This window comes from Pseudoalteromonas sp. HL-AS2 (genome assembly GCF_031198805.1).
GTDB lineage: Bacteria > Pseudomonadota > Gammaproteobacteria > Enterobacterales > Alteromonadaceae > Pseudoalteromonas > Pseudoalteromonas nigrifaciens.
The window spans coordinates 358,355-384,855 of record NZ_CP133571.1 but is presented as its reverse complement, the minus strand read 5'-3'; the positions used below and the strand labels follow the sequence as shown (position 1 = coordinate 384,855).

General features: G+C 40.8%; 22 protein-coding genes and 1 pseudogene. 15 read left to right on the top strand and 8 right to left on the bottom strand.

Features of this window, described 5'->3' with window-relative positions; all coding sequences use genetic code 11:
• Positions 1–57: 57 nt before the first annotated feature.
• Positions 58–1,323 (top strand): S41 family peptidase, encoded by a 1,266-nt coding sequence (locus tag RB215_RS01840; RefSeq protein WP_309216738.1) that lies wholly within the window; start codon positions 58–60, stop codon positions 1,321–1,323.
• Positions 1,324–1,395: 72 nt separating this feature from the next.
• Complete coding sequence (locus tag RB215_RS01835; protein ID WP_011327074.1) at positions 1,396–2,136, top strand: divergent polysaccharide deacetylase family protein; 741 nt, start codon at positions 1,396–1,398, stop codon at positions 2,134–2,136.
• A gap of 199 nt (positions 2,137–2,335) precedes the next feature.
• On the opposite strand, the gene RB215_RS01830 is transcribed toward RB215_RS01835, so the two are convergent.
• Positions 2,336–3,094 carry a class I SAM-dependent methyltransferase gene (locus RB215_RS01830; protein ID WP_197182940.1) on the bottom strand — a complete coding sequence of 253 codons (759 nt, stop codon included), beginning with the start codon at positions 3,092–3,094 and terminating at the stop codon, positions 2,336–2,338.
• A 208-nt stretch (positions 3,095–3,302) separates the two neighbouring features.
• Positions 3,303–5,354: an oligopeptidase A gene (prlC, locus tag RB215_RS01825; protein WP_011327072.1), complete on the bottom strand. Its 2,052-nt coding sequence runs from the start codon at positions 5,352–5,354 to the stop codon at positions 3,303–3,305.
• Positions 5,355–5,559: 205 nt separating this feature from the next.
• Here prlC and gorA point away from each other — a divergent pair, with 205 nt between their 5' ends.
• Positions 5,560–6,921 (top strand): glutathione-disulfide reductase, encoded by a 1,362-nt coding sequence (gene gorA / locus RB215_RS01820; protein ID WP_193039027.1) that lies wholly within the window; start codon positions 5,560–5,562, stop codon positions 6,919–6,921.
• Between the two features lie 280 nt (positions 6,922–7,201).
• Positions 7,202–7,726 (top strand): hypothetical protein, encoded by a 525-nt coding sequence (locus RB215_RS01815; RefSeq protein ID WP_225741007.1) that lies wholly within the window; start codon positions 7,202–7,204, stop codon positions 7,724–7,726.
• A 36-nt stretch (positions 7,727–7,762) separates the two neighbouring features.
• Here the strand turns inward: RB215_RS01815 and RB215_RS01810 are convergent, their stop codons facing one another.
• Positions 7,763–8,977: an RNA-guided endonuclease TnpB family protein gene (locus RB215_RS01810; protein ID WP_024605726.1), complete on the bottom strand. Its 1,215-nt coding sequence runs from the start codon at positions 8,975–8,977 to the stop codon at positions 7,763–7,765.
• A 24-nt stretch (positions 8,978–9,001) separates the two neighbouring features.
• On the opposite strand from RB215_RS01810, the gene tnpA reads away from it, so the two are divergent.
• On the top strand, positions 9,002–9,415 hold the full coding sequence (gene tnpA, locus RB215_RS01805) for an IS200/IS605 family transposase (RefSeq protein WP_309216735.1): 414 nt from the start codon (positions 9,002–9,004) through the stop codon (positions 9,413–9,415).
• A 309-nt stretch (positions 9,416–9,724) separates the two neighbouring features.
• Entirely contained in the window at positions 9,725–10,552 is an 828-nt protein-coding gene (locus tag RB215_RS01800; protein ID WP_089367659.1) for a mechanosensitive ion channel family protein, read from the top strand.
• A gap of 175 nt (positions 10,553–10,727) precedes the next feature.
• On the opposite strand, the pseudogene RB215_RS01795 reads toward RB215_RS01800, so the two are convergent.
• The 5 genes and pseudogenes from RB215_RS01795 to ftsY all read right to left on the bottom strand — a co-directional run.
• Positions 10,728–11,195 (bottom strand): annotated as a pseudogene (locus RB215_RS01795) (methyl-accepting chemotaxis protein); the annotation flags it as partial.
• Between the two features lie 84 nt (positions 11,196–11,279).
• Positions 11,280–12,143: an RNA polymerase sigma factor RpoH gene (gene rpoH, locus RB215_RS01790; protein ID WP_011327068.1), complete on the bottom strand. Its 864-nt coding sequence runs from the start codon at positions 12,141–12,143 to the stop codon at positions 11,280–11,282.
• A 224-nt stretch (positions 12,144–12,367) separates the two neighbouring features.
• Positions 12,368–13,354: a permease-like cell division protein FtsX gene (ftsX, locus tag RB215_RS01785; RefSeq protein ID WP_011327067.1), complete on the bottom strand. Its 987-nt coding sequence runs from the start codon at positions 13,352–13,354 to the stop codon at positions 12,368–12,370.
• Positions 13,351–14,028 (bottom strand): cell division ATP-binding protein FtsE, encoded by a 678-nt coding sequence (gene ftsE / locus RB215_RS01780; RefSeq protein ID WP_058372450.1) that lies wholly within the window; start codon positions 14,026–14,028, stop codon positions 13,351–13,353. The genes ftsX and ftsE overlap by 4 nt, the downstream gene beginning before the upstream one ends.
• 234 nt (positions 14,029–14,262) lie before the next feature.
• Positions 14,263–16,296, bottom strand: a complete 2,034-nt coding sequence (gene ftsY, locus RB215_RS01775; protein WP_309216733.1) for a signal recognition particle-docking protein FtsY — start codon at positions 16,294–16,296, stop codon at positions 14,263–14,265.
• 207 nt (positions 16,297–16,503) lie between these two features.
• On the opposite strand from ftsY, the gene rsmD reads away from it, so the two are divergent.
• From rsmD to purH, 9 genes are all read left to right on the top strand, one after another.
• Positions 16,504–17,109 carry a 16S rRNA (guanine(966)-N(2))-methyltransferase RsmD gene (rsmD, locus tag RB215_RS01770; protein WP_011327064.1) on the top strand — a complete coding sequence of 202 codons (606 nt, stop codon included), beginning with the start codon at positions 16,504–16,506 and terminating at the stop codon, positions 17,107–17,109.
• A 145-nt stretch (positions 17,110–17,254) separates the two neighbouring features.
• Positions 17,255–17,470: a 30S ribosomal protein S21 gene (gene rpsU / locus RB215_RS01765; protein WP_002957797.1), complete on the top strand. Its 216-nt coding sequence runs from the start codon at positions 17,255–17,257 to the stop codon at positions 17,468–17,470.
• Between the two features lie 19 nt (positions 17,471–17,489).
• Positions 17,490–17,936, top strand: coding sequence for a GatB/YqeY domain-containing protein (locus RB215_RS01760; protein WP_041454325.1), 447 nt, complete (start codon positions 17,490–17,492; stop codon positions 17,934–17,936).
• Positions 17,937–18,161: 225 nt separating this feature from the next.
• A complete protein-coding gene (gene dnaG, locus RB215_RS01755; protein WP_011327062.1) occupies positions 18,162–19,913 on the top strand; it encodes a DNA primase in 1,752 nt (583 codons plus the stop codon).
• Positions 19,914–20,038: 125 nt separating this feature from the next.
• Complete coding sequence (gene rpoD, locus RB215_RS01750; RefSeq protein ID WP_011327061.1) at positions 20,039–21,886, top strand: RNA polymerase sigma factor RpoD; 1,848 nt, start codon at positions 20,039–20,041, stop codon at positions 21,884–21,886.
• A gap of 81 nt (positions 21,887–21,967) precedes the next feature.
• On the top strand, positions 21,968–22,849 hold the full coding sequence (prmA, locus tag RB215_RS01745) for a 50S ribosomal protein L11 methyltransferase (RefSeq protein WP_182676975.1): 882 nt from the start codon (positions 21,968–21,970) through the stop codon (positions 22,847–22,849).
• A gap of 280 nt (positions 22,850–23,129) precedes the next feature.
• Positions 23,130–24,101, top strand: coding sequence for a tRNA dihydrouridine synthase DusB (dusB, locus tag RB215_RS01740; RefSeq protein WP_172459251.1), 972 nt, complete (start codon positions 23,130–23,132; stop codon positions 24,099–24,101).
• A gap of 19 nt (positions 24,102–24,120) precedes the next feature.
• Positions 24,121–24,411 (top strand): DNA-binding transcriptional regulator Fis, encoded by a 291-nt coding sequence (gene fis / locus RB215_RS01735; RefSeq protein ID WP_011327058.1) that lies wholly within the window; start codon positions 24,121–24,123, stop codon positions 24,409–24,411.
• Positions 24,412–24,884: 473 nt separating this feature from the next.
• Positions 24,885–26,471 (top strand): bifunctional phosphoribosylaminoimidazolecarboxamide formyltransferase/IMP cyclohydrolase, encoded by a 1,587-nt coding sequence (purH, locus tag RB215_RS01730; protein WP_086996647.1) that lies wholly within the window; start codon positions 24,885–24,887, stop codon positions 26,469–26,471.
• Positions 26,472–26,501: the final 30 nt, after the last annotated feature.

Here is a 26,501-nt window from a genome sequence, read left to right as displayed (position 1 = left end):
CTTATTTAAAACATACCATTGGTATAAATTAACCGCTGCGCCGCATTGGAGCAGCCGATGGACAAAAAAAGCACCGTAGCAAAATGGTTTAAAAATACAGGCTTTACGCTTAGCTTAAGCCTGTATTTACTTGCCCTATTTGTTTTTATTAGCTTTTCAGCTAATGTGTTTTCTAGTTCGATTAAAGAATTAAAAAACCAACAAATAACCGAAATCCTATTTAATATTCATACCTACTACGTTGAAGATCTTGCACTCCAAAACACCACACATACTAGCTATAACAACCAACAATTTGCGCATTTATATGCCCAGCTCGATCCCTATTCTAAATACCTTGATGAACACGAATTAAATACTTTATTTGATAACACTAATGGCCGCTATACCGGTTTAGGTATTGAGGTTAAACAAATAAATAACAGTGTAACCATTGTAAATGTAGTGAATAACTCACCTGCTAAAAGTGCTGGGGTTATGGCCGGTGACATTATCATTAGCGTTAATAATCAAACAACACAAAACAGCTCCGTAGAGCATGTTGCTCAACTAATAACAGCAAGCAAACTTAGTAATATTAGCTTAACCATAAAGCGTGATAACCAACCGCAACCACTTAATTTTAATGTGAGTCGCCGTAAAATAAAGCTTGAAAGCGTTACTAGCCAGCGCTTAGATTTAGGCAGCGGTTATTTAGCTATAAATAGTTTTTCTAACCACACTTTACATGAAGTGGCTTTGCAAATAGCAGCCATGCAAAATCACTTTGGGGACCCACTTAAAGGCCTAGTTATTGATTTACGTGATAACCCCGGCGGTACACTTAGAAGCGCTGTTGCGGTATCGGATCTGTTTTTACAAAACGGTACTATTGTTACAACCAAAGGGCGCTATAACGAGGCAAATAAAGCTTTTTATGCCAAACACGGAGACATTTTAAAAGGCGCCCCTATTGTCGTGCTAATTAACGAAAACTCGGCATCAGCAGCCGAAATTTTAGCGGCTGCATTAAAAGATAATAACCGCGCCAAGGTTGTTGGCAGCCAATCTTTTGGTAAAGGCTCAGTGCAATCGCTTATTCCACTTGGTGATGGCAGCACTGCATTAAAGCTCACTACAGCTAAGTACTTTACCCCTTTGGGGAAATCAATCGAAGGTGTTGGTATTACGCCCGACGTGGCGATTAATCAAACAAGCCTTTCACAAAGTGATAAAGCCGTTATAATCGAAAACCAGCAAGCTAAAAGCAAACAAATACAACTAGCCAGCAAGGTAACTGATTTACAATTAGCTAAAGCTAAACAATTACTTAACCTGCAATAATTTTAGCCTTACTGATGTTGAATTAATAAGCTCTAAAAATAATAAAAACTATAAATTTAAAAAGCGATAATGATGAAAGTAATTATAGGGCTGATATTGATGCTTGGTTTTGCGTCACTCAATGCTAAAGCCAAGCAAATAGCGATAGTAATAGACGACATAGGCTATCACCAGAGAGATTTAGAACTGTTAACTTTGCCTGGCCAAGTGTCGTATTCAATTTTGCCTCACACGCCTTATGCACAAGCTTTTGCCACTTTAGCCAGTAAAACAAATAAAGAGTTATTACTGCATATTCCCATGCAAGCACTTAACGGCAAGGAGCTTGGCCCTGGCGCACTTACGTTAAATATGAATAAAGAGCAGATACAGCAAATACTTGGCACTGCTTTGGCCAGTTTACCGCAAGTTAAAGGGGTTAATAATCACATGGGATCGGCGCTCACCCAGCAAAGCCAAGCTATGAGGTGGATAATGGAAGTGCTTAAAAAGCGACATTTATACTTTTTAGATAGCCGCACCACTGAATTAAGCCAGGCACAAAATGCCGCTAACTTTTTAGGCGTTGAAAATATTGGCCGTCATATTTTTTTAGATAACATAACCACACCAGAACAATTACAACTGCGCCTAGATGAGCTAAAACAACACGCTACTGAGCATAAGTTTGCCATTGCAATTGCCCACCCCTACCCTGAAACAATCGCATTTTTACGCCACGTTTTACCACAGCTCAGCAAACAAGGTTTTGAATTAGTACCCGTATCTAAGCTGGTAGAGCGTAAATATATACAACTGGCAGAGAAGTACTAAAGAGTAAATTGCAGCGGTTAGTAAAAGCCAGCTCTTTAATAAGCGCGGCATAAAGCCCTGCCTACGCACAACTTAAACACTGACCGTGGCTAATTTCGACCTAGTCCTAATGTAGCTAATCCCAGGATATATCCACATTATGTCAAACTATGGTTTCAGCTAAAAAAAGTACATACTTAACAATGAATTAGAATGAAATTCACTTGTTCATCGCAGCTTTTACATATACGTCGAAGCGGTTTTTTTTCGTTTTAATTTGCATGCTTGGGGTTTTGTCGTTTAAAAACGGGGCATAGTCGGGGCGCTTTACTACCACGCGTTTACTGGCAAGTGGGTAGGCAAATTCGAGTAAATCGTCGGCGTCGGTGTCGGCGCCTACTAAGTCTTGAAATACGCGCATTTCTTTTTTAACTAAGGCTGATTTTTCGCGATGCGGAAACATAGGATCTAAGTAAACTACATCTGGCATGCTTTCGCATTGAGCAAGTAAGGTATGGCTTGAGCCAAATATGAGGCTCATGTTTTGCTGCATCCACGGACCAATTTCAATGTCGTTGTATGCGCGCTGTAGGCCATCGTATAAAAGTGCTGCAACTACGGGGTGGCGTTCGTGCAATATAACTTTACAACCAAGCGACGCTAATACAAAACCATCACGCCCTAGCCCTGCTGTAGCGTCGAGGACTATAGGAGTCGCTCCTTTATTTAAGCCTACTGCTTTAGCAATTGCTTGGCCTTTACCGCCGCCAAACTTTCGTCTGTGCGCTGCAGCGCCCGTAACAAAGTCAACGCTTATTGCGCCTAGTTTAGGCTCATCGGTTTTATATAAGCTCAGGCCTGTATCGTCGTAATGCAGGCTAAAACCACTGCTTTGATCTGCCCAATGGGCTAAGCCAAAACGTGTTTCTAACTCATTTAAATAAGGACGGCATTCTTTAAAGGCACACTTAATAACCACTCTACACTCCGACGATAAAATACTTTTTCAGTATATCAAGCGCCTTAGTTTAAAGCATTAAATTAGCAATGAAAGGAAAACAATAGTCTTGAATTTGAGAGTAATTAAAGTTCAGATACTGTAAAAAATAAAGCGGTCAGTTTCATAATGAAAACTGACCGCTATATATTGGTGAGTAACTCAAAGTATATAGAGTTAACTTTATACTTTAGGCAGCAATACCGCTGTGGCGAAGAAGTGCGTCAACATTTGGCTCGCGGCCACGGAAGTTTTTAAATAATTCCATTGGCTCTTCGCTGCCGCCTTTTTCTAGGATGTGCTGCATAAATGCTCGCCCTGTTTCTGGGTTAAAAATGCCCTCTTCTTCAAATTTAGAATAAGCATCGGCAGAGAGTACTTCTGCCCATTTATACGAGTAATAACCTGCGCTATAACCACCGGCAAAAATATGGCTAAAGCCATGCTGAAAGCGGTTAAATTCTGGCGCTTTAATCACCGAGGTGCGGCTACGTACGTCGTTAAGCACAGCTTGAATATTACATGGCTCACCGGCTACGTAGTCGTTATGTATTTTAAAGTCGAATAACGAAAACTCTAACTGACGCAGCATTTGCATGCCCGAGTTATAGTTTTTAGCCGCTAGTAACTTATCTAGTAGCTCTTTTGGTAGTGGCTCGCCGGTTTCGTAATGCCCTGAAATAAAGCTAAGTGCTTGCTCTTCGTAGCACCAGTTTTCTAAAAACTGACTTGGTAGCTCTACCGCATCCCATGCAACGCCGTTAATGCCTGCAACAGGCGCTGCATCTACCTGAGTTAGCATATGATGAATACCATGGCCAAATTCATGGAATAATGTAGTTACTTCGTTATGAGTAAACAAGGCCGGTTTATCGCCTATTGCCTTGTTAAAGTTACAAACTAAATACGCCACTGGTGTTTGCAATTCGCCGCTAGCGCGTACTTTGCGCCCCATACAGTCGTCCATCCATGCGCCACCACGTTTATGATCGCGAGCATATAAGTCGAGATAAAAACGGCCACGTAACGTATTACTGCTGTCGTATATTTCAAAAAAGCGTACATCTTTGTGGTAGCTGTCAAAATCACTGACTTCTTTTACGCTAATGCCAAATAAACGGTTAACTGTTTCAAACAAACCACTTAATACTTTATTAGCTGGAAAATACGGGCGGAGTACTTCGTCTGAAATGGCGTATTTGTCTTGCTTAAGCTTTTCGCCGTAATAACCAAAATCCCACGCTGCTAGTTCGGTAATACCGTGTTTTTGCTCCGCGTAGGCTTGTAGCTCTGCAAGTTCTTGCTCTGCTTGTGGTTTTGATTTAGCCGCTAGGTCTTCTAAAAATGAGAATACTTGTGCAGGCGTCTCAGCCATTTTAGTGGCAAGTGACTTTTCAGCGTAGCTATTAAAGCCAAGCAGCTGTGCTAGTTCATGACGTAGCGCTAGCTCTTCGCTCATAATTGCTGAGTTATCAAATTCACCCGCATTAGGACCTTGATCAGACGCACGTGTAGAAAACGCTGTGTATGTTTCTTCGCGTAATTCGCGATTATCGGCGTAGGTCATAATAGGTAAGTACGATGGAAAATCGAGCGTAAATACCCAGCCGTCTAATTCTTTACTTTTTGCGGTATCGGCAGCTAAAGCCAACGCCGACTCTGGTAAACCAGCCAGTTCACTTTCATCGGTAATGTGTTTATGCCAAGCCAATGTGGCATCCATAACATTGTTGCCAAATTTAGAGGCCAGCTCTGATAAACGCGCGCTAATTTCGCCATAACGTTTTTGCTGCGCGGGCTCTAGTGCAATACCCGATAATTTAAAATCGCGTAGTGCATTAGTAATCGACTTTTGCTGAGCGGTAGTGAGGGTTTTAAATTCATCACTGTTATATAACGCGTTGTAAGCTGCAAACAAACCTTGATGCTGCCCTACAAAAGTTGAGTACTCAGAAATAAGTGGTAAACATTGCTCGTATTGCTCACGTAGTTCGTCGTTATTCATTACCGAATTTAAATGCGATACCGGCGAAAACATCCGTGATAATTTATCATCAGCTTCTTCTAGTGGCAGTACTAAATCGTTCCAAGTGTATGATTTTTTAGCAAGCACATCTTCAATGGCTTGGCGGCACTGCTCAATCCCGTGCTTTAGTGCTGGCACTACGTGCTCTGGCTTTATTTTTGAAAATGGCGGTAGGCCTTCAAGCCCAATTAATGGGTTAGTGTTTGCATTGGTCATATTTTTCTCAAATTTGTGCATTATAAGCATTAAAGTTGGGGCAAAGTGACTAAATACAAGAGCATTTAAGCTTATGCTGATCGCAATAAGATCTTTTTCGTTTATACAGGGTGTATGGTAATTTTACCTATGCTGATTAAGTGATTTGCCTTGAGCATATGCTATCATCGGCACAATACAGTTAAATAAACTTTGAGGATTAAACATGGCTCAGCATTTTGATTATATTGCAATTGGCGGTGGTAGCGGCGGTATTGCGTCGGCGAACCGTGCGGCAATGCGTGGCGCTAAAGTAGCACTTATTGAAGCAAAACATATGGGTGGCACATGTGTAAACGTAGGGTGTGTGCCTAAAAAAGTAATGTGGCATGGTGCTCAAGTTGCTGAAGCAATTAATTTATATGCGCCTGATTACGGCTTTAATGTTGAAGTAAAAGGTTTTGATTGGGGCAAATTAGTAGAAAGCCGCGAAGCCTACATTGGCCGAATCCATAAAGGTTACGATAATGGCCTTGCAAACAACGGCGTTACCGTAATTAAAGGTTTTGCTAAATTTGTAGATAATAAAACAGTTGAAGTAGATGGTGAGTATTATACTGCTGATCATATTTTAATTGCTGTTGGCGGTCGTCCAAGCATTCCAAACATTGAAGGTGCTGAGCACGGCATTGACTCTAATGGCTTTTTTGAGCTTAAAGAGCAACCTAAACGCGTTGCTGTTATTGGCGCAGGTTACATTGCTGTAGAGCTTGCAGGCGTACTACATAGCTTGGGCACTGACACGCATTTATTTGTGCGTAAACACGCACCACTGCGTAACTTTGACCCATATATAATCGATACGCTAGTTGAAGTAATGGCAAAAGAAGGCCCTACGCTGCATACCGAATCTGTACCACATAAATTGGTTAAAGAAGACGACGGCTCAGTAACCTTGCATTTAGATAATGGTAAAAGCCATAACGTAGACCAAGTAATTTGGGCTATTGGCCGCGAGCCAACCACAAATGCAATTAATATTGCTGCAGCAGGCGTAGAAGTTAACAGCAAAGGTTTTGTTAAAGTAGACGAGTACCAAAATACCACAGCTGAAAACGTATACGCTGTGGGCGACATTATCGAAAACGGCATTGAGCTTACCCCAGTAGCAGTTAAAGCTGGGCGTACTTTATCTGAGCGCTTATTTAATAAAGAACTGCCAGATGATTTAAAAATGGATTACAGCTTAGTTCCTACAGTAGTATTTAGTCACCCACCCATTGGTACTATTGGCTTAACAGAGCAAGAAGCTATATCGCAATACGGTGCAGAAAACGTAAAAGTATACCAATCAGCTTTTGCCGCTATGTATACCGCGGTTACGCAACATCGCCAGCCTTGTAAAATGAAGCTAGTGTGCGCAGGTCCAGATGAAAAAGTGGTCGGCTTGCATGGTATAGGTTTTGCTGTAGACGAAATGATTCAAGGTTTTGCTGTCGCCATGAAAATGGGCGCAACTAAAGCTGACTTTGATGCTGTGGTTGCTATACACCCGACTGGCTCAGAAGAGTTTGTAACGATGCGCTAAGTATCGACTTTAAACTGCAAAAGGCCTTTACTATTTATTTAGTAAGGGCTTTTTTTATGCTCAATATATTTACACTTGCAACACACAACAAACCAACCAAACCATTACAAGAAAAACATCAAGAACAGGGCTAGTTATTCCGATTCATCCCACCGACGCCGCTTCGCGTCGATCAATGGGTTTTCTCGGAAGGATTCGATAAAAAGTTTCCATAATATTTTGGCTTTCTGTCCTTTTTGTAATTAAAATCTCGCGCATGGTCTCCTATGTGGATTTTTTCATGTTTTTACTACGATCTTTTATTTACTTATTATGCTTAGCTGGTGTTGCCTCATTAATTCAGCTTGAAGGCTTTGAATTACAGCAAAATGCACTTTATAGTGAAGAAACACTCACTGAGCACATGCAAGATATTTTAACTTTTTTAAGTGCTATTTTGTTTTTTTATGCCTCGCGTATTAGCTCGAAACTTAAGGTAGCTTCGGTATTACTTGCAGCTCTAACAGCAATGATGTTTGTAAGAGAATTTGATACATACCTTGATATGTATGTTTTTGATGGCGCCTGGCAAACTATCGTTTATTCAATACTTGCTTGTATATTTGTTTACCTAATAAGAAAAAGAGGGACTATTTTTAGCTCCATCCAAGCCTATACTCAAACACCAAGTTATGGCATTTGCTTATCTGGCTTGGTTACGTTGTTAGCTTTTTCTCGCATTATGGGCAGAGGTGAATTTTGGCACTCTATAATGGGTGAGAGCTACGTGCGTATAGTTAAAAACATTATGAACAACTCCCACTAAACGCTGCGCGTTTTGAAGGAGTTTCAAAAAGAAAGCCTAAGCTACCTTTTTAGGCTGGTTCCCAGCCTGAATACCTAACGCCCAGTTTAAGTTAACTTGCGCACTGGCTACATCGCGGGGCTTCTCACAACCACATTCGCATGAGTGCCAGCGGTCTGCTAAGGATTTCTTCTTCTTAGCTCCGCAGTCTGGGCAGGTTTGACTTGGCTTAACTTGCTTTGTTGGTACTTCAACAAATTCGCTACTAGCTTCTTCCGCTTTGTATCGCAGTAAATTAAGAGTCATGGCTGGCGCGGTGTTCAGAATTTCCCGATTCAGACCAGCCTTTTGTTTCACCATTTTTCCGTTTTTCTCGACAGTACCTTTGGCACTACGAGTCATGTTCTTAACGGTGAGTTTTTCGGTGGCGATCAATGCCGCCACTTCAACTAATTTTGCAGTTTCTTTATGAGTAAAATCGAGTCTTTGACGGGCGATTTTCTGGTGGAGTTTGGCAATTTGATGCTTTAATTTTCGCTGGGTGCGAGTGCCTTTTTTCGCTAACGCGAGGTCACGTTGTAAAGAGGTTAATCGCTCTTTGCTGTTTCTGAGGTAACGGGGGTTTTCGACTTGCTCAAAATTACCATCCTGATCGATAGTCGAAAAGTAATGAGAAACACCCCAATCCAAGCCAACAGCTTTAGTGCCACAGTTTCTCTCAATGGTGTCATACTCCATTGAAACTGAAATGAACCACTCACCATTCTTTCGGATGATTTCGGCAGTTTTCGGCTTGCCTCCTGTGTTTCTAGCTTTACCTCGGATCTTAACGATACCAACATCAGCCAAATAAACAGCACCATGCTTTTTTTCTTTCAGGTTGAGCTTCCAACCATCACCATGAGCCTTGTAGCCCCAACCTTTAAAGCGTTGAAATGGTTTAAAACGTGGGAATCCAGCTTTCTTATCACCTTTTTTGAGCCGTCTAAAAAAACCGTCAAAAGCCAGTGCAACACGTTTTAATGTGACTTGCTCACTCTGAGCATTAGCATTGAAAATGCCATGCGCTTTACGATTATTACGCCACAGAGTGTTGATTTTGCACTGTTCGTGAAAGTTAAGACTGTAATTAGAATCACGATATGTTTCGATGCGATCACGTAAAGCCCAGTTGTACAACTGGTGATGGTGGACAAACAAATCCATCAGCGATTCTTCTTGAGAAACTGATGATTTCATTTTATATGTAACTTTACGGATTGCTTTTTTCATAACAACTAATTATATTTAGTTATTATGAAAAAACAAGCCCTAAATACGCTGTATCACAGCGTTTATAATATTCACTATCATTTAGTTCTTGTAACTAAATATCGTCATCGCTGTATCACGCCAGAGGTTGCCGCGTACTTAGAATCTCAGTACAAAAGGTTGTTAAAATCTTGGGATTGTGAGCTTTTGGAGTGCAATGGTGAGCCAGATCACCTTCACCTTTTAATTTCTGCTAATCCCAAGATGCAACCAAGTAAAATGGTGAACAGTTTAAAAACTGCTACATCAAGACTTGTGCGAAAGGAGTTTTCCGAACACTTGGGTGAGTTTTACTGGAAGCCAGTTTTTTACAGCAGAAGTTATTGTCTGGTTAGTTGCGGAGGTTCACCACTTGAAATCGTGAAGCAATATTTAGCTCAGCAGGAAGGATTTGATTAAAGCCACCACTTCGTGGTGGTGCGCCTTTCACCACCACCTAAATTAACTCGCTTTGGCTCATTAGATTTAGATGGAGCACTTGGCGCTATTGGGTAGAAGAAGGGATAGAAACACTTGGTTATACTTTAATTTTAATTTCAGCTATTGAGCTTGTACTTTTGTGTCGTAAACAGCTTAATAAACAGCATCACCATGTTGGCAATGGAGTAACTGACTAACCCAACTTAATTTTTTTGAGGTTAAGTTTGCTAATTGGTTTCATAAATCAATATACTAAGCTTGTTTGCAATTACTCGTATTTTGGAATTTATGATCAAAGATATACTACTACACCCAGTTCTTATCTCAGTGGTGGTGCTCACTATCGCATTTAGTTTAAAAGTACTTGTTGATAAGTTGGCGCGATATAGAGCAGAAAAAAAAGAAAAAGATACTCGCTACATTGCACACAATATTAAGCACTTTATTAACTTTACTATGGTTTTGTTACTGCTGTTTATATGGTCGACTGAGATTCAAAACTTTGCACTGTCTATAGCCGCTTTTGCCGTTGCTATTGTGCTTGCCACTAGAGAGTTTATTCAATGTGTAATTGGCTTTTTTTACTTAGTAACAACCCGCCCATTTAGAATTGGCGACTGGGTACAAGTTGGTGAATATTATGGCGAAGTAGCAGAGACCAACTGGATTAAAACCACCTTACATGAAATTGATATGCGAACTTATCAATTCTCTAGAAAAACAATATTTATTCCTAATAACAAATTAATTACCAGCCCAATAAAAAACTTAAACTTTGTTAAACGCTTTGCTACTCATCATTTTAATATTGTGCGTAAAGACAGCTTTAATCCGTACCCTATTTACGAAACTCTTCGCAATAAAGCCAAGCATTACTGCGAAGAGTTTGAAGAAGTGGCGAGCCGGTATAACTCTATTATCGAAAGAAAATTAGATGCAAAAATTTCAGGCCCAGAACCCGAAATTCACTTTGGTACTACTGAGTTAGGAGAATTTAGAGCAAGCTTCACCCTATTTTGCCCAACCGATAAAGCACTTGAAATAGAACATAAGTTAACTGAATGCTTTATGGAGCTGTGGTATAGCGAAGCAACTAAAAATAATATTAAGGGTTAAAGGTCTACTACTAAATTAATAGAAGTCGAACTTATTAAAGTGACTTTTTATCGAGGAAAACCCAGAGTTCAGAGCGAAGCTATGTCGCTGGGTAGCTCACTTAGGCGAAAGAGAAGAAATATGACTATCACTCTACTGCCTACTAATAAGGCTGCAGTAGAGTAATTATTCACGCTTATAAAATAAAAGTAGCCACCTTATCACTCAAATCAGCAGCGCGATCTTTAAGTACTTTTGCTTGGCTTAAATGGGTCAAAGCCGACTCAGTGATCTCATCAGTAACATCTTTTATAGCAACCGTATTTTGCGTTATTTCATTTGTTACTTGTGTTTGTTCTTCGGCTGCTATGGCTATTTGTCCTGCCATATCAGAAATTATATTAACCGCTTGAGTAATTTCTTCGAGGGCTTTCGCTGCAGCATTAACGTCATCAACACTATTATTAGCTAACCTTTTACTACTATCCATTAAACTAACAGCCTGCTTAGTCGTGTTTTGTAAAGTTTCGATAGTAGTATAAATTTCAGCAGTAGACTCTTGAGTGCGGCGAGATAGAACGCGTACTTCATCGGCAACAACGGCAAAGCCGCGACCGTGCTCACCGGCACGAGCAGCTTCAATAGCCGCATTGAGTGCTAATAAAATTTTAAGTAAATATCGTGAAACAAACAAAAAAACCCCGCATTTTATATGCGGGGCTTTTTTTTGTTAGCTAAATGGTTAGGTTTACACCATTGCAGCTTGTAGCTTTTTCATCGCTGTTTTTTCTAACTGGCGAACACGCTCAGCCGATACACTGTATTTTTCAGCAAGTTCTTGTAGCGTTGCTTTATCGTCGGTTAACCAACGTGCGCTTACAATGTCTTGCGAGCGTTCATCTAGCGTTTTAAGAGCGCTAAACAAACGAGTATGTGATTGTTCTTGCCATTGTTGCTGCTCAATATCGTCAGCTAAGTCAGCAGTGCCATCAGTTAAATACTGTACTGGTGAATAGGTGCTGCTTGGTGCGCTGTCGTCGTCATCACCTGTAAGGTCAAAGCCCATGTCTTGGCCGCTCATGCGCGATTCCATTTCACGTACTTCTTTTTCACTCACACCTAGCTCGCTAGCTACTGTGCTAACTTCTGCTTGGTTAAACCAACCTAAACGTTTTTTATTTTTACGAAGGTTAAAAAACAATTTACGCTGTGCTTTAGTGGTAGCAACTTTTACGATGCGCCAGTTTTTAAGTACAAACTCATGAATTTCTGCTTTAATCCAATGCACTGCAAACGATACTAAACGCACACCCACTTCTGGGTTGAAACGCTTTACCGCTTTCATCAGGCCAATATTACCTTCTTGGATTAAATCTGCTTGTGGCAAGCCATAACCCGAGTAGCCTTTTGCAATATGCGCTACAAAGCGTAAGTGCGACATAATGAGTTGCTTTGCAGCACTAAGATCACCTTCTTCCTGAAGACGTGTTGCCAGCTCTTGTTCTTGCTCTACTTTAAGCATAGGAATAGTGCTTACCGCTTGAAGGTAACCGTCCATGCTTGCGCTTTGCTGTCCAACTGTAAGTGCCATTGCGTATAAATCTTTACTCATTTTTCACCTCGGTGATAAACATTTGAAACCATCTTAGCACTCTTTGCCTAAGAGTGCTAACCCCAATTTAAAACTTTTCTTAAGTATAAATCAAGTGGTTTTTTGTATTTTTTAAGTCTACGCTAAGCGACTGAATAAGTGATGAATTAAGCCTGCTATAGCTTTAAAGCACTTTTATAAAAACTGCTTTAAAAAGAATAATATAAAAATGTGACCATTTTATGTCAGACTTTATCTGGCTCAATTTCTTTTATATAACGATTAACCGATAAGTACGAACCAATAAACCCTAAGCTAGTAGCAAGCAGTACCAGCGAGCCAAATTCTTTTAAGGTTAAACCAATTAAAGAAAAACTAGTTTGGTAAACGCTTGCCACACTACTAACGGCAGTTGATAGCCACCACATCATTAGCGCCACACATATAAATGCAAATAACCCGCCTATAACGCCATACCATATTCCGGTCCATAAAAAGGGGGCGTGAATAAAAGTATTAGTAGCGCCTACCAGCTTCATTACTTGTATTTCTTCTTTTTTATCCATAATAGACAAACGAATAGTGTTACCTATTATTAGCGTTACCGAGGTAAGCAATAGCAGCGCAATGGTAATAACACTTTCTTTTAATAGGCTTAGCAATGCATTTAGGCGCTCAAGCCAAGCTATGTCGAGCTTGCCAAAATCAACTTCTCGCTCACTTTCAAGCTTAGTTAAAAGTACTTTTGCGGCATTAGGTTGTCTGTGTCGCGATGTTGGTATAACGAGCACAACATCGGGTAACGGATTGCTATTTAAATAGCTTAACGCCTGACCAAATCCAGATACTTGCTTAAACTCTTGTAGAGCTTGCTGCTTAGAAATAAAGGTCACGCTTTCCACTTCTGGGTAGAGTGCTAAGCGCTTTACTAAGGTTTGGGTTTCTTGCTCGTTCATGCTTTCTTTTACGAACAAAGAAATTTCGCTGGCCTCTTCAAAGCCACTGCTTACCTGTTGCACATTTTTAACCACTAAGTATAAGCTAGCTGGCAAGGTTAAGCTCAAACCCAGTACTGCAATAGTCATTAACGACGCTAGAGGTGTACGCCACATTTCACCTAAGCTATGTACGCCTTGGCGAAAAATATTAATAATAAAAAAATAACCGCCAGCAAATACTGATTTTTTTTGTTTATCGTTACTATTTTGACGACTTTTAAAAAGTAAACTCATAATGCGCCCTCGGCTAACGGATCTTGAATCATACGACCATCTTTTAGGGTTAAGCTGCGATACTTCATCCGGGCCACTAATCCTAGATCGTGGGTAGCAATAAGTACGGTTGTCCCATGGTTATTAAACTCTTCAAAAAGACGTAATATTTCCATTGAAAGCTCAGGATCTAGGTTACCCGTAGGTTCATCTGCTAATAATATTGGCGGGGAGTTAACAATTGCGCGGGCAATACCCACACGCTGCTGCTCGCCACCAGAGAGCATAGATGGGTGGCATTTAATTTTATCAATCAAGCCAACCTTATCAAGCGCGCCATGCACACGCTTTGCAATTTGCTTATGGTGTGTGCCTTCAATGATCAAGGGCAGTGCTACGTTATCAAATATAGTGTAGCGCTCTAATAAGCGGTGGTTTTGAAATATAATGCCGATGTCGCGACGGGCATAAGGAATTTGCCGTGAGTTTACTTTGTTTAAATCGATACCGTTAATAAACACACTTCCAGCAGAAGGGCGTTCCATTAAGCTAATTAGCTTTAACAGCGTACTTTTACCCGCGCCACTGTGGCCGGTTAAAAACGCGAGTTCACCAGGTTTAATATGAAAATTAACTTTTTCAAGAGCGCGATGCCCGCCTGGATAGGTTTTACTTACTTGCTGAAAATTTATCATTTTTTATTATGCCAACACTATTAAATATCAATAAAGCTGGTATTCCTCGCAATTAAAAAGGGAGCAAGCTCCCTCTTTTGGTAAATAAAAGTTCCACCTTTTAAAGGTGTGTTATAAACCACACCTACAGAACCGGAAAATCAAAGTACAAACATGACCATTTGGGTGAAGCTTTCACTTTATGAACGTCGCGCTGATCACTTTTCAACGCTTGTACTAATAGCTTGCTAAGCTTTAAGCGTCGTCTTCATCTTGGCTAAATAGCGCATCAATAAAGTCATCGCTTTTAAAGGCACGTAAATCATCAATACTTTCACCCACACCAATATAGCGAATTGGAATGTTAAACTTATCTGCTACCGCAAAAATAACACCGCCTTTTGCCGTGCCATCTAGTTTTGAAAGAGTAATACCGGTTAAACCAACGCATTGATTAAACAAGTTTACCTGGCTAATCGCATTTTGCCCTGTGCCTGCATCAATAGTTAACATTACTTCGTGCGGCGCATCAGGATCAATTTTTTTCATTACTCGCGCTATTTTTTCAAGCTCTTGCATTAAGTTGTCTTTATTTTGCAAGCGCCCTGCTGTATCTGCGATTAATACGTCAACGTTACGCGCTTTTGCCGCTTGAAAAGCATCAAAAATAACAGACGCACTGTCAGCACCAGTATGCTGTGCAATAACAGGAATACTATTACGTTCGCCCCATACTTGTAGTTGCTCAACCGCTGCGGCTCTAAATGTATCACCCGCAGCAAGCATGACCGACTTGCCTTCGCTTTGAAATTGCTTAGCCAATTTACCAATGGTCGTCGTTTTACCTACACCGTTAACACCTACCATTAATATAACAAATGGTTTTTTATCGGCTGGAATAACCAACGGCTGCTCTGCAGTTTTAAGCATTACGGCCATTTCTTGTTTCATTAGCTCATAAAGTGCGTCACCGTCTTTTAATTGCTTACGGTTTGCCGCATCAGTTAGGCGGTCTATTAACTTCATTGTGGTATCAACGCCTAAATCGGCGGTGAGTAATTGCGTTTCTAGTTCTTCAAATAAATCATCGTCTATTTTTTTACCGCTAAATATGGAAGCAAAACCAGAACCAATATTAACGCGAGTTTTTAATAAACCTTTTTTAAGGCGAGAGAAAAAACCTTCTTTTTTAGGTTTCTCTACTTTTTGAGCTGCTTCGCTTGCAAGTTCATCTGCAATACGCTGCTGCTCTAAGCGCTCAGCCTCTACTTGTTCAGCTGCAACACGCGCTTGTTCTAAACGCTCAGCTTCTGCTTGCTCTGCTGCAATACGTACTTGCTCTAAACGTTCAGCTTCTGCTTGCTCTGCTGCAATTCGTGCTTGCTCTAAACGCTCAGCTTCTGCTTGCTCTGCTGCAATTCGTGCTTGCTCTAAACGCTCAGCTTCTGCTTGTTCAGCTGCAATACGCTGTTGTTCTAATCGCTCAGCTTCTGCTTGCTCTGCTGCAATGCGTGCTTGCTCTAAACGCTCAGCTTCTGCTTGCTCTGCTGCAATACGTGTTTGCTCTAAACGCTCAGCTTCAGCTTTTTCCGCTGCTGCTTTTTCTTGCTCAAGGCGCATCTGCGCTTCTTGCTCTGCTAAACGCTGCTGTTGCTCTAACTGTAATGCATGAGCATCTGCTTGCTGTTTTGCGAGTAACTCAGCATTGGCTTTTTCAATCGCTAGCTTTTCAGCTTGCTCGACTGCAAGCTTTTGCTGCTCTAAATTCTCAGCTTCAGCTTGCTCTGCTACAATACGTGCTTGCTCTAAACGCTCAGCCTCTGCTTGTTCTGCTGCTTTTTCTTGCTCAAGGCGCATCTGCGCTTCTTGCTCTGCTAAACGCTGCTGTTGCTCTAACTGTAATGCATGAGCATCTGCTTGCTGTTTTACGATTAACTCAGCATTGGCTTTTTCAATCGCTAGCTTTTCAGCTTGCTCTCTCTGTGCTTGCTCGGCTGCAAGTTTTTGCTGCTCTAATCGCTCAGCTTCTGCTTGCTCTGCTGCAATACGTGTTTGCTCTAAACGCTCAGCCTCGGCTTGTTCAGCTGCTGCTTTTTCTTGATCAAGGCGCATCTGCGCTTCTTGCTCTGCTAAACGCTGCTGTTGCTCTAAATGCTCTGCTTCAGCTTTTTCTGCTGCTAAGCGCGCTTGCTGTTGGTTATCGGCCTCTTGGGCACTTTGTTCCGCTTGTTGTTTTTTATCTGACTTACCAAAACCTAACCAAGACAGTAATTTACTTTTTTTTGCCATACTTGCTAATAACCACTTATAAAATTCTGATAAACTAACGATAATAATAGTATGTGCGTTAACTGCTATTTTAAACTGTTTAAAGGCACAATCTATTGTCTAGGATGCTTATACTACCACTTTTAATGCAGTTGAAAAATAATACGCTATGATATGATTGCAATATTATCTGAGCTAGATAGCAGATACCAATTTTTAGTGAGCTAAATGAGAAAAAAAACAACGCAAAATAAAGTAACTAGCAAATCCAGCGATGGCTTTATTAGAGTGATCAGTGGCCAATTTAGAGGCCGAAAGCTGCCCGTCAAAGACGTACAAGGGCTGCGCCCAACAACTGATCGTATAAAAGAAACTGTGTTTAATTGGTTAATGCAAGATACCCGAGAGGCAAATGTGCTCGACTGTTTTGCCGGTTCTGGCGGTTTAGGTTTTGAGGCACTATCGCGATTTGCTAAAAGCGCTACTTTTGTTGAACTTGACGCTGCCGCAGCAAAGCAAATTGAGCTAAACATTAGTACTTTAAAGCTGCAAAACGCACACGTAAAACATACCAATACACTGGCATTTTTAGAGCAAATTAATAGTAATGAGCCATTTAATCTAGTTTTTGTTGACCCGCCATTTCGTAAAAACTTGGCACAATCGAGCGCTGATTTACTAGAAAACAACCAATGGCTAAGCAGTGACGCTTTAATTTACATTGAGGTGGAAAGCGAGTTAAGCACCTTTACTGCACCAATCAACTGGTTGTTAATTAAAGAAAAAAAGGCTGGGCAAGTTTTTTGTCGTTTGTATCAACGCCAAGTAAATTAACACTGTTTTAGATGCCAGCTTTCTGTTAATATTATCCTTTACATGTGGTGTTGCTTCGGATTACAATACCGCACCATTTTTGAACCACTTGATCAATGTTTGATCAACTTGAGCAACGCTCATAATTTAGGTAGGTGAATTTTTAATGCCAGTAATTAAAGTAAGAGAGAACGAACCGTTTGACGTAGCACTTCGTCGCTTCAAGCGTTCATGTGAAAAAGCAGGAATCCTTTCAGAAGTTCGTCGTCGCGAGCACTATGAAAAACCAACAGCTGAGCGTAAGCGTAAAAAAGCTGCTGCAGTAAAACGTCACATGAAAAAACTTTCTCGTGATAACGCACGTCGCGTTAAATTATACTAATATATTAGGTCTTGTATAAATGAGCCTTTTAATAACGCTAAAAGATGCGCAAAAAGATGCGATGAGAGCCAAAGACAAATTACGTCTTAACCCTATTCGCATGGTACTTGCTGAAGTCATGAAACGTGAAAAAGACGAGCAAATAACACTAGACGACGCAGGTATTACCTCCGTTATAGTGAAGCTTGTTAAACAACGTCGTGACTCTTACACTCAGTACAAAGATGCTGGGCGTGATGATTTAGCTGATATTGAAGCCAATGAAATAGTAGCACTTGAAACTTTCTTACCTCAAAAATTGAGTGAAGAAGAAATAATTGCTCTCATTGATGCGGCTATTGCTGACACTAACGCAGCAGGTATGCAAGACATGGGTAAAGTAATGGGTATAATCAAAAGCAAAGCTGAAGGTCGCGCCGATATGGGCAAAATCTCTGGTTTAATTAAGCAACGATTAACAGCCTAGTACTCCCACATACATTAAGTATGATTGAAGTAAACCGAGCCTAGAGCTCGGTTTCTTTGTTTTTGTATCCGATTTGTGTTCAAATCTACAAACGTGCTATTTGCACCCGCCCTATTTAATAGCAATTAATATATGCGTATAAAATCGCTTGGTTTTATTTGTAGGGTTATAAATTTAATCTCGCTTTCATTGTTATTCTAATTATCTCAGGACGTTATTTTACTAATGGCTGGAAAGATCCCACGTAATTTTATTGATGACTTGCTTGCCAGAACCGATATTGTCGACCTGATAGACTCAAAAGTCGGTCTTAAAAAAGCCGGTAAAGACTACCAAGCTTGCTGCCCTTTTCATAACGAAAAATCGCCTTCGTTCACCGTCTCCCAAGATAAACAGTTTTATCACTGCTTTGGCTGTGGCGTTAACGGTAATGCTATTTCGTTTGTTATGGAATACGAAAAACTTGAGTTTGTTGATGCTATTGAAGAGCTTGCAAGTTTACTTAATTTAGAAGTTCCCCGTGAGCAAGGTAGCGGCTCGGCACCTGAGCGTACTGCAGCGCAAAAACGCTCTGATTACGATTTAATGCTCCATACTGCAAGGTTTTATCAACACCAGTTAAAGCACCATAGTAATTCTGCCGCTGTTATTGAATACGTTAAAGGCCGGGGCTTAAGCGGCGAAATAGTTAAAAAGTTCATGATAGGTTATGCACCAAGTGAATGGGATGGTTTGTGCCTACAACTTGGCCGTAACAAAGAACAAAAAGAGCAATTGGTAGAGCTAAAACTCGCCTCAGAAAAAACACCTGGCAGACAGTTTGACTTTTTTCGCGATCGATTAATGTTCCCTATTCGCGATAAACGTGGCCGCGTAGTTGCCTTTGGTGGGCGCGTAATGCAAGCCGATCAAGGCCCTAAATATTTAAACTCGCCAGAGACACGTATTTTTCATAAAGGCTTTGAACTCTATGGTTTATATGAAGCTAAACAAGCACACAAAAAGCTCGACCATGTACTGATTGTTGAAGGCTATATGGATGTGGTGGCGCTGGCAGAGCAAGGTATTGAATATGCCGTTGCAGCACTTGGGACAGCAACAACCAGTGAGCATATGCACACTCTATTTAGAACAACAGATAAAGTAATTTGTTGTTACGATGGTGACCGTGCAGGGCGTGATGCAGCTTGGCGTGCGCTCGAAAACGCACTGCCTTATTTAAATGATGGTAAAGCATTAAACTTTGTATTTTTACCCGACGGCGAAGACCCCGACTCCTTAGTACAAGCCGAGGGTAAAGATAAGTTTGAACAACGCTTAAATGCAGCCGATGATTTCACTAAAGTGTTATTCAATAAGCTCAGCCTAGAAATAGATTTAACGCTTGATTCGGGTAAAGCCAAGTTACTTAGTGCCGCATTACCATTAATTGAAAAAATTCCTAGTGAGTTTTATCAAGAAAATATTCTTGAGCAGCTCGGGCGATTAATTGGCCGTACTCGTGAGCAACTCAATAATCGCTTAAAAACACCTAAGCAACAGCATTCAATTGAGCGAAAATTTAAAATAACCCCCATGCGCCAAGCAATCGGTATTTTAATTCAACATCCGCAAATGGCTAAAAGCGTGCCCTATTTGCCCGATTTAGCACAAATGAATATTGCCGGCATTGGTTTGCTACTGCGCTTACAACATCAAGCGTTGCAAAAAGAAGATGTTACCACAGCGCAGTTGCTCGAATTCTTTAGAGGCACTGACGATTATGACCCGCTAACTAAGCTGGCAACGTGGCAACATCAAATAAATGAAGAGCGTTTAGAGACTGTTTTTCAAAATACTTTTAAATTTATTGAAGATCAGTGTTTAAATTATCGACTAGAGACCCTATTAATAAAGGATAAGACGCAAGGTCTAAATAGCGATGAAAGACTTGAATGTCATTTGTTAATGACAGCGTTAAAAGCGACTAACAGCTAGTCAAATTTGATTTAAACTGTTATACTACGCTATTCACTGCGTCACATTATTCTAGTTTAGCTTTAAGGCAAACTACATGATGGCGCCTGTTGTATCAACTTATCAGAGTGGAAGAAAAAATCTCTATGGATCCAACTCCTCAGTCACAATTAAAACTTCTGATTCTAAAAGGTAAAGAGCAAGGCTACTTAACTTTTGCAGAAGTAAATGATCACCTTCCACAAGATATTATAGACTCAGATCAAGTAGAAGATATCATTAGCATGATTAATGACATGGGTATCAAGGTTAGCGAAAACGCGCCAGATGCCGATGAACTAATGATGCAAGAAACAACGACAGACGAAGACGCAGCTGAAGCTGCCGCTGCAGCCCTTGCGACCGTAGAAAAAGAGATCGGCCGCACAACGGATCCGGTACGCATGTACATGCGTGAAATGGGTACTGTTGAACTTCTGACCCGTGAAGGCGAAATTGTAATCGCTAAGCGTATTGAAGAAGGCATTAACCAAGTACAAATTTCGGTTGCTGAATACCCTGAAGCAATTACTTACCTACTCGAGCAGTGGGATAAGTTTGAAGCAGAAGAAATGCGCCTTAGCGATATTATCGTTGGCTTTATTGATCCTAATGAAGACACAGCGCCAATTTCGGCAACTAATATTGGTTCAGAATTAAGTGCAAAACAACTTAATGACGACGATAAAGACGATGACGACAGCGACGAAGATGATGAAGACGAAGAAGAAGTAGACACAGGACCAGATCCTGAAGAAGCACGTGTTCATTTTGAAAATTTACGTGATTTATATAATAAAGCACGTGAAACGTTTGAAGCTAAAGGTCGCTCGCACCCAGATTCTCTTGCCGCTATATTTGAAATTGGTGAGTTATTCAAAACCTTTAAATTAATACCTAAGCAATTTGATCGCATGGTTAATAACATGCGTGAAATGATGGACAGAGTTCGCGTTCAAGAACGTCTTATCATGAAACAAGCAGTACAAATTGCTAAGTTACCAAAGAAAACGTTTGTTAAGCACTTTGCTAATAACGAAACGGATGCTACTTGGGTTGATTTAGAAATTGCAGCTAACGAAAAGTACTCGGCAAAACTTGAAGAAGTTAAGCCTGAGATCATTCGTAGTCTGAATAAATTACGTGTTATTGAAAGTAGCACTGGCTTAAATATTGAGCGTATAAAAGACATAAACCGTCGTATGAGTATTGGTGAAGCTAAAGCTCGCCGTGCGAAAAAAGAGATGGTTGAAGCTAACTTACGTTTGGTAATTTCAATTGCTAAAAAATATACAAACCGTGGTTTACAGTTCTTGGATTTAATTCAAGAAGGTAATATTGGTTTGATGAAAGCCGTTGATAAGTTTGAATATCGCCGTGGTTATAAGTTTTCGACTTATGCTACGTGGTGGATACGCCAAGCAATTACGCGCTCTATTGCTGACCAAGCAAGAACGATCCGTATTCCGGTACATATGATTGAAACGATTAATAAACTTAACCGTATTTCACGTCAAATGTTACAAGAAATGGGCCGTGAGCCAAATCCAGAAGAATTAGCTGAACGCATGATGATGCCTGAAGACAAAGTTCGTAAGGTACTTAAAATTGCTAAAGAACCAATTTCGATGGAAACACCGATTGGTGATGATGAAGATTCGCATTTAGGTGACTTTATCGAAGATACAACCATTGATTCGCCAATTGATTCGGCAACTATGGAGTCGCTTCGTGGCGCAACTAACGACGTACTTGCTGGCCTAACAGCCCGTGAAGCTAAAGTACTGCGTATGCGTTTTGGTATTGATATGAATACCGACCACACCTTAGAAGAAGTAGGTAAGCAGTTTGACGTAACACGTGAACGTATTCGTCAAATAGAAGCAAAGGCGCTGCGTAAATTACGTCACCCTTCTCGCTCTGATTTACTGAAAAGCTTTTTAGACGCTAAATAATAAGCGGCTAATACATATTAAAACTAAAAAGGCCGCTCTTGCGGCCTTTTTTCTATTTACCCCCTTTATCTGGAAATAAACATGGCTTGGATCCAAATTCGTATTAACGCCAACGCTGATAACGCTGATTTAATTAGTGATCTACTAGTTGAAGCTGGTAGTTCATCGGTTACTTTTATTGACGCCAAAGACACGCCTATCTATGAGCCTAAAATAGGCACTGTGCAATTTTGGGCCGATACTACGGTAATAGGCTTATTTGATGCTAATCACGATATGGATAGCGTTGTAGCGCTGTTAAACGCAGATAAATCAGTTGCGCAAAATCTAACATATAAAATAGAACAACTTGAAGACAAAGATTGGGAACGTGAGTGGATGGATAACTTTCACCCAATCCAATTTGGCGAAAGACTTTGGATTTGCCCAAGCTGGCGCGATATTCCTGACCCAGATGCAGTAAACGTATTACTCGACCCAGGCCTTGCATTTGGTACCGGCACTCACGCGACTACCGCATTATGTTTAAAATGGCTAGAAAGCCAAGATTTAACCGGTAAAACCGTGGTTGATTTTGGTTGTGGCTCGGGCATTTTGGGCATTGCTGCTATTAAACTTGGCGCAGAGCGCATGATTGGTATAGATATAGATCCGCAAGCACTAGAAGCAAGCTTAGATAATGCTAACCGTAATGGTGTTGCCGACAAATTAGAAGTATACCTGCCAGAAAACCAACCTGAATTTAGTGCCGATATAGTCGTTGCTAATATTTTAGCGCAACCGTTACGTGAACTACATAGTGTTATTTTAGGGTTATTAAAACCCGGTGGCAAAATAGCTATGTCGGGAATTTTAACCGAGCAAGCGCAATCGGTTGCCGATGTTTATGCCCCCTTTATTGAGCTGGACGACATTGCTATTGAAGGTGATTGGACCCGTGTAAGTGGCACTAAAAAAGCATAAGCACTGCCCAACGCTATTTAGAGCTTTTACTTAAAACAAGTATCTGAAGCCTGTATTTAACAGGCTTTACCATTTATTTACAAAATAAAATTTATCTCTATTTTATACTAAAAATAAAAGCTGCTTAAATTTCAAACAAATAAACCGCTTTGTCATACGGTTATCAAATGTCAATACGAAAAGGGCAAAAAAAAGTTACTTTTGTTCAATTTATAGCCTTTGATTTTTGCTAAAAAAACCGTAAACTTAGCGCCCCTTGAAAAGAGGCCTATTGAATATAGTGCGTATCGGTAAATACCAACTTGAGAATAACGTAATTGTCGCGCCTATGGCCGGTATTACAGATAGACCATTTAGACAACTTTGTCGCCGCTTAGGTGCGGGGCTTGCTGTGTCTGAAATGTTATCATCGAATCCTGATGTTTGGAAAACCGAAAAATCGATGAACCGTATGGATCACAGCGGTGAGTCGGGAATACGCGCGGTGCAAATTGCAGGAGCTGATCCTGAACTTATGGCACAGGCCGCACAATTCAATGTTGCTAATGGTGCACAAATCATAGATATCAATATGGGGTGCCCAGCAAAAAAAGTGAACAAGAAACTCGCTGGCTCTGCTTTATTACAGTTTCCTGAACTTGTGGAAGAGATTATTGATGCAGTCGTTAATGCTGTTGATATACCTGTAACACTTAAAATCCGTACTGGATGGGATCTGGATAACCGTAATGGTGTAGAGATTGCGAGAATAGCTGAACGTTATGGCATAGCGTCACTTGCCGTACATGGGCGCACACGCGCATGTATGTACAAGGGTGAAGCTGAGTACGCCACGATTAGGGACATTAAACGTTCGGTGTCGATTCCTGTGGTTGCAAACGGTGATATTACATCACCAGAAAAAGCAAAGCAGGTATTAGATTATACGGGTGCAGATGCCATTATGATTGGCCGAGCCGCCCAAGGTCGCCCTTGGATATTTAGGGAGATAGACCACTATTTGCGAACCGGAGAGCATTTACAGCCACCTGCTATTGCAGAGGTGCGCAGTATTTTAATGGAGCATTTAACTAATCTCCATACGTTTTACGGTGAGCCAATGGGAGCGCGAATTGCTCGTAAGCATGTATCTTGGTATTTGCAAACCCATGACCGTGATGGTCAGTTTAGGCGAGTATTTAATACGATCGACAACCCACTTACACAAGTTGACGTATTAGAGCAATACTTTAAAACACTAGCAGCTAACTAAGAAAGAAAGAGATTAAATAATGTTCGAACAAAACGTGACTTCTCCATTTATCACTAACCCTCATGTTCAGGCACACGAGAAACCGCAGCCATTACGTGACGCAGTAAAGAAAGCTGTTCACCACTATTTAAAGCAGCTTAACGGTCAAGATGTGCAAGACGTTTACGACCTTGTTCTTTCAGAGCTAGAAGCGCCATTACTGGAAGAAGTAATGACGTATACACGTGGTAACCAAACACGTGCAGCAATTTTACTAGGTATCAACCGTGGTACTTTACGTAAAAAGCTTAAAAAATACGGCATGAACTAATACTTTTTGTATTGACTGGTAAGCATGCTTACTAAGCCAATACATAGGGTATAAATTAATAGCTATTTATGGCCGTTAATTTATATAAAAGCACCTTAGGGTGCTTTTTTTATGCCTGCTATTTAACCTGATTTCCAGCTAGTAAACCTATCTTTAGCAGCTATTTTCAACGCACTGAGTTAGTTATTTAATAAGCTAAAATGCTCATGTTTTAGTTGGTTGGTGTCACTAAGCGTTAGTATTATTCATGTAGATTGGCGTTACCTTTTAAGCATAATTTAGGTTAAGTACTCAATTATGCTAGTAATAAATGCATAACATAAGGTTTAACCTTAGTTAATCCATAAGGAGCTGCATTATTGCTACAAGTGCTAATTGCAAAATGCTCACCCTTAATAAGTCGTTTTTTGAGTTGTTATCAGTTAAAATGCCCGCTTCTAAGCTAGCTCATAAACTGAGGAAATCAAACTACAATGGATACACATCGTCCCATTCGTCGCGCACTATTAAGTGTGTCTGATAAAACCGGTATAGTTGAATTTGCCCGCGCATTAGAAGCGCAAGGTGTTGATATTTTATCAACTGGCGGTACCTGTAAACTACTTGCTGATAACGGCATAAAAGTCACTGAAGTATCAGATCACACAGGTCACCCAGAAATCATGGATGGCCGCGTAAAAACACTTCATCCAAAAATTCACGGCGGCATTTTAGCGCGTCGCGGACAAGATGAAAGCGTAATGGCAGAAAACAATATTTCTGCTATCGACATTGTTGTAGTTAACTTATACCCCTTTGCGAATACTGTCGCTCAAGAAAACTGCAGCCTTGAAGATGCTATTGAAAACATAGATATTGGCGGCCCGACTATGGTTCGCGCAGCGGCTAAAAATCATAAAGACGTTACTATTGTGGTAAACGCCAGCGACTACGACCGCGTGATCAGCGAAATGCAAAGCAATAAGGGTTCTACTACCTATAAAACCCGTTTTGACCTTGCTATAGCAGCCTACGAGCACACCGCTCAGTACGATGGCATGATTGCTAATTACTTCGGTAAAATGGTTCCTGATTACACAGAGGAAGCCGCCGAAGATACTAAGTTCCCACGCACTATCAATATGCAGTTCACTAAAAAGCAAGATATGCGCTACGGCGAAAACTCGCATCAAGACGCGGCTTTCTATGTTGAAAACGATATTGTTGAAGCTTCAGTAGCAACAGCAACTCAGCTGCAAGGTAAAGCGTTATCTTTCAACAACATTGCTGATACCGATGCTGCGCTTGAGTGTGTTAAAGAATTTGACGTACCAGCCTGTGTAATCGTAAAACATGCAAACCCATGTGGCGTGTCTATCGGTAGCAATATTCTTGAAGCATATGAACGTGCTTTTAAAACCGACCCTACGTCGGCATTTGGTGGCATTATTGCCTTTAACCAAGAGTTAGATGCAGCAACCGCGGAAGCAATTGTTGAGCGTCAATTTGTGGAAGTAATTATTGCTCCTAGCGTATCTGACGCTGCAGCCAAAATTGTTTCGGCTAAACAAAACGTACGTTTATTAGTATGTGGACAGTGGACAGGTAAAGCCGCAGGCCAAGATATTAAACGCGTTAATGGCGGTATTTTAGTGCAAGACCGCGACTTAGGCATGGTAACGCAAGGCGATTTAAAAGTTGTATCTAAGCGTCAACCTACTGAGCAAGAGCTTAAAGACTTATTATTTTGCTGGAAAGTAGCTAAATTTGTTAAATCTAACGCCATTGTATATGCCCGTGACGGTATGACAATCGGTGTAGGCGCGGGCCAAATGAGCCGCGTTTACTCGGCTAAAATTGCCGGTATTAAAGCAGCAGATGAAAACCTTGAAGTTAAAGGTTCAGTTATGGCATCGGATGCATTCTTCCCATTTCGTGATGGTATTGACGCAGCTGCAGCCGCTGGCATAACGGCAGTAATTCAGCCAGGTGGCTCAATGCGTGATGCAGAAGTGATTGCCGCAGCAGACGAAGCTGGCATGGCAATGGTACTTACTGGTATGCGCCACTTCCGCCACTAATCACTTATAGAGCTAAACACTGAAGTTTGA

Coding starts and splice junctions, on each gene's coding strand:
- gorA (WP_193039027.1), top strand. CDS start 5,560: ATGGCTCAGCATTTTGATTATATTGCAATTGGCGGTGGTAGCGGCGGT.
- prlC (WP_011327072.1), bottom strand. CDS start 5,354: ATGACCAATGCAAACACTAACCCATTAATTGGGCTTGAAGGCCTACCG.
- dnaG (WP_011327062.1), top strand. CDS start 18,162: ATGGCTGGAAAGATCCCACGTAATTTTATTGATGACTTGCTTGCCAGA.
- rpoH (WP_011327068.1), bottom strand. CDS start 12,143: ATGAGTAAAGATTTATACGCAATGGCACTTACAGTTGGACAGCAAAGC.
- RB215_RS01810 (WP_024605726.1), bottom strand. CDS start 8,977: ATGAAAAAAGCAATCCGTAAAGTTACATATAAAATGAAATCATCAGTT.
- ftsX (WP_011327067.1), bottom strand. CDS start 13,354: ATGAGTTTACTTTTTAAAAGTCGTCAAAATAGTAACGATAAACAAAAA.
- rpoD (WP_011327061.1), top strand. CDS start 20,039: ATGGATCCAACTCCTCAGTCACAATTAAAACTTCTGATTCTAAAAGGT.
- purH (WP_086996647.1), top strand. CDS start 24,885: ATGGATACACATCGTCCCATTCGTCGCGCACTATTAAGTGTGTCTGAT.
- prmA (WP_182676975.1), top strand. CDS start 21,968: ATGGCTTGGATCCAAATTCGTATTAACGCCAACGCTGATAACGCTGAT.
- RB215_RS01760 (WP_041454325.1), top strand. CDS start 17,490: ATGAGCCTTTTAATAACGCTAAAAGATGCGCAAAAAGATGCGATGAGA.
- RB215_RS01835 (WP_011327074.1), top strand. CDS start 1,396: ATGAAAGTAATTATAGGGCTGATATTGATGCTTGGTTTTGCGTCACTC.
- ftsY (WP_309216733.1), bottom strand. CDS start 16,296: ATGGCAAAAAAAAGTAAATTACTGTCTTGGTTAGGTTTTGGTAAGTCA.
- RB215_RS01800 (WP_089367659.1), top strand. CDS start 9,725: ATGATCAAAGATATACTACTACACCCAGTTCTTATCTCAGTGGTGGTG.
- tnpA (WP_309216735.1), top strand. CDS start 9,002: ATGAAAAAACAAGCCCTAAATACGCTGTATCACAGCGTTTATAATATT.
- ftsE (WP_058372450.1), bottom strand. CDS start 14,028: ATGATAAATTTTCAGCAAGTAAGTAAAACCTATCCAGGCGGGCATCGC.
- RB215_RS01840 (WP_309216738.1), top strand. CDS start 58: ATGGACAAAAAAAGCACCGTAGCAAAATGGTTTAAAAATACAGGCTTT.
- rsmD (WP_011327064.1), top strand. CDS start 16,504: ATGAGAAAAAAAACAACGCAAAATAAAGTAACTAGCAAATCCAGCGAT.
- fis (WP_011327058.1), top strand. CDS start 24,121: ATGTTCGAACAAAACGTGACTTCTCCATTTATCACTAACCCTCATGTT.
- rpsU (WP_002957797.1), top strand. CDS start 17,255: ATGCCAGTAATTAAAGTAAGAGAGAACGAACCGTTTGACGTAGCACTT.
- RB215_RS01815 (WP_225741007.1), top strand. CDS start 7,202: ATGTTTTTACTACGATCTTTTATTTACTTATTATGCTTAGCTGGTGTT.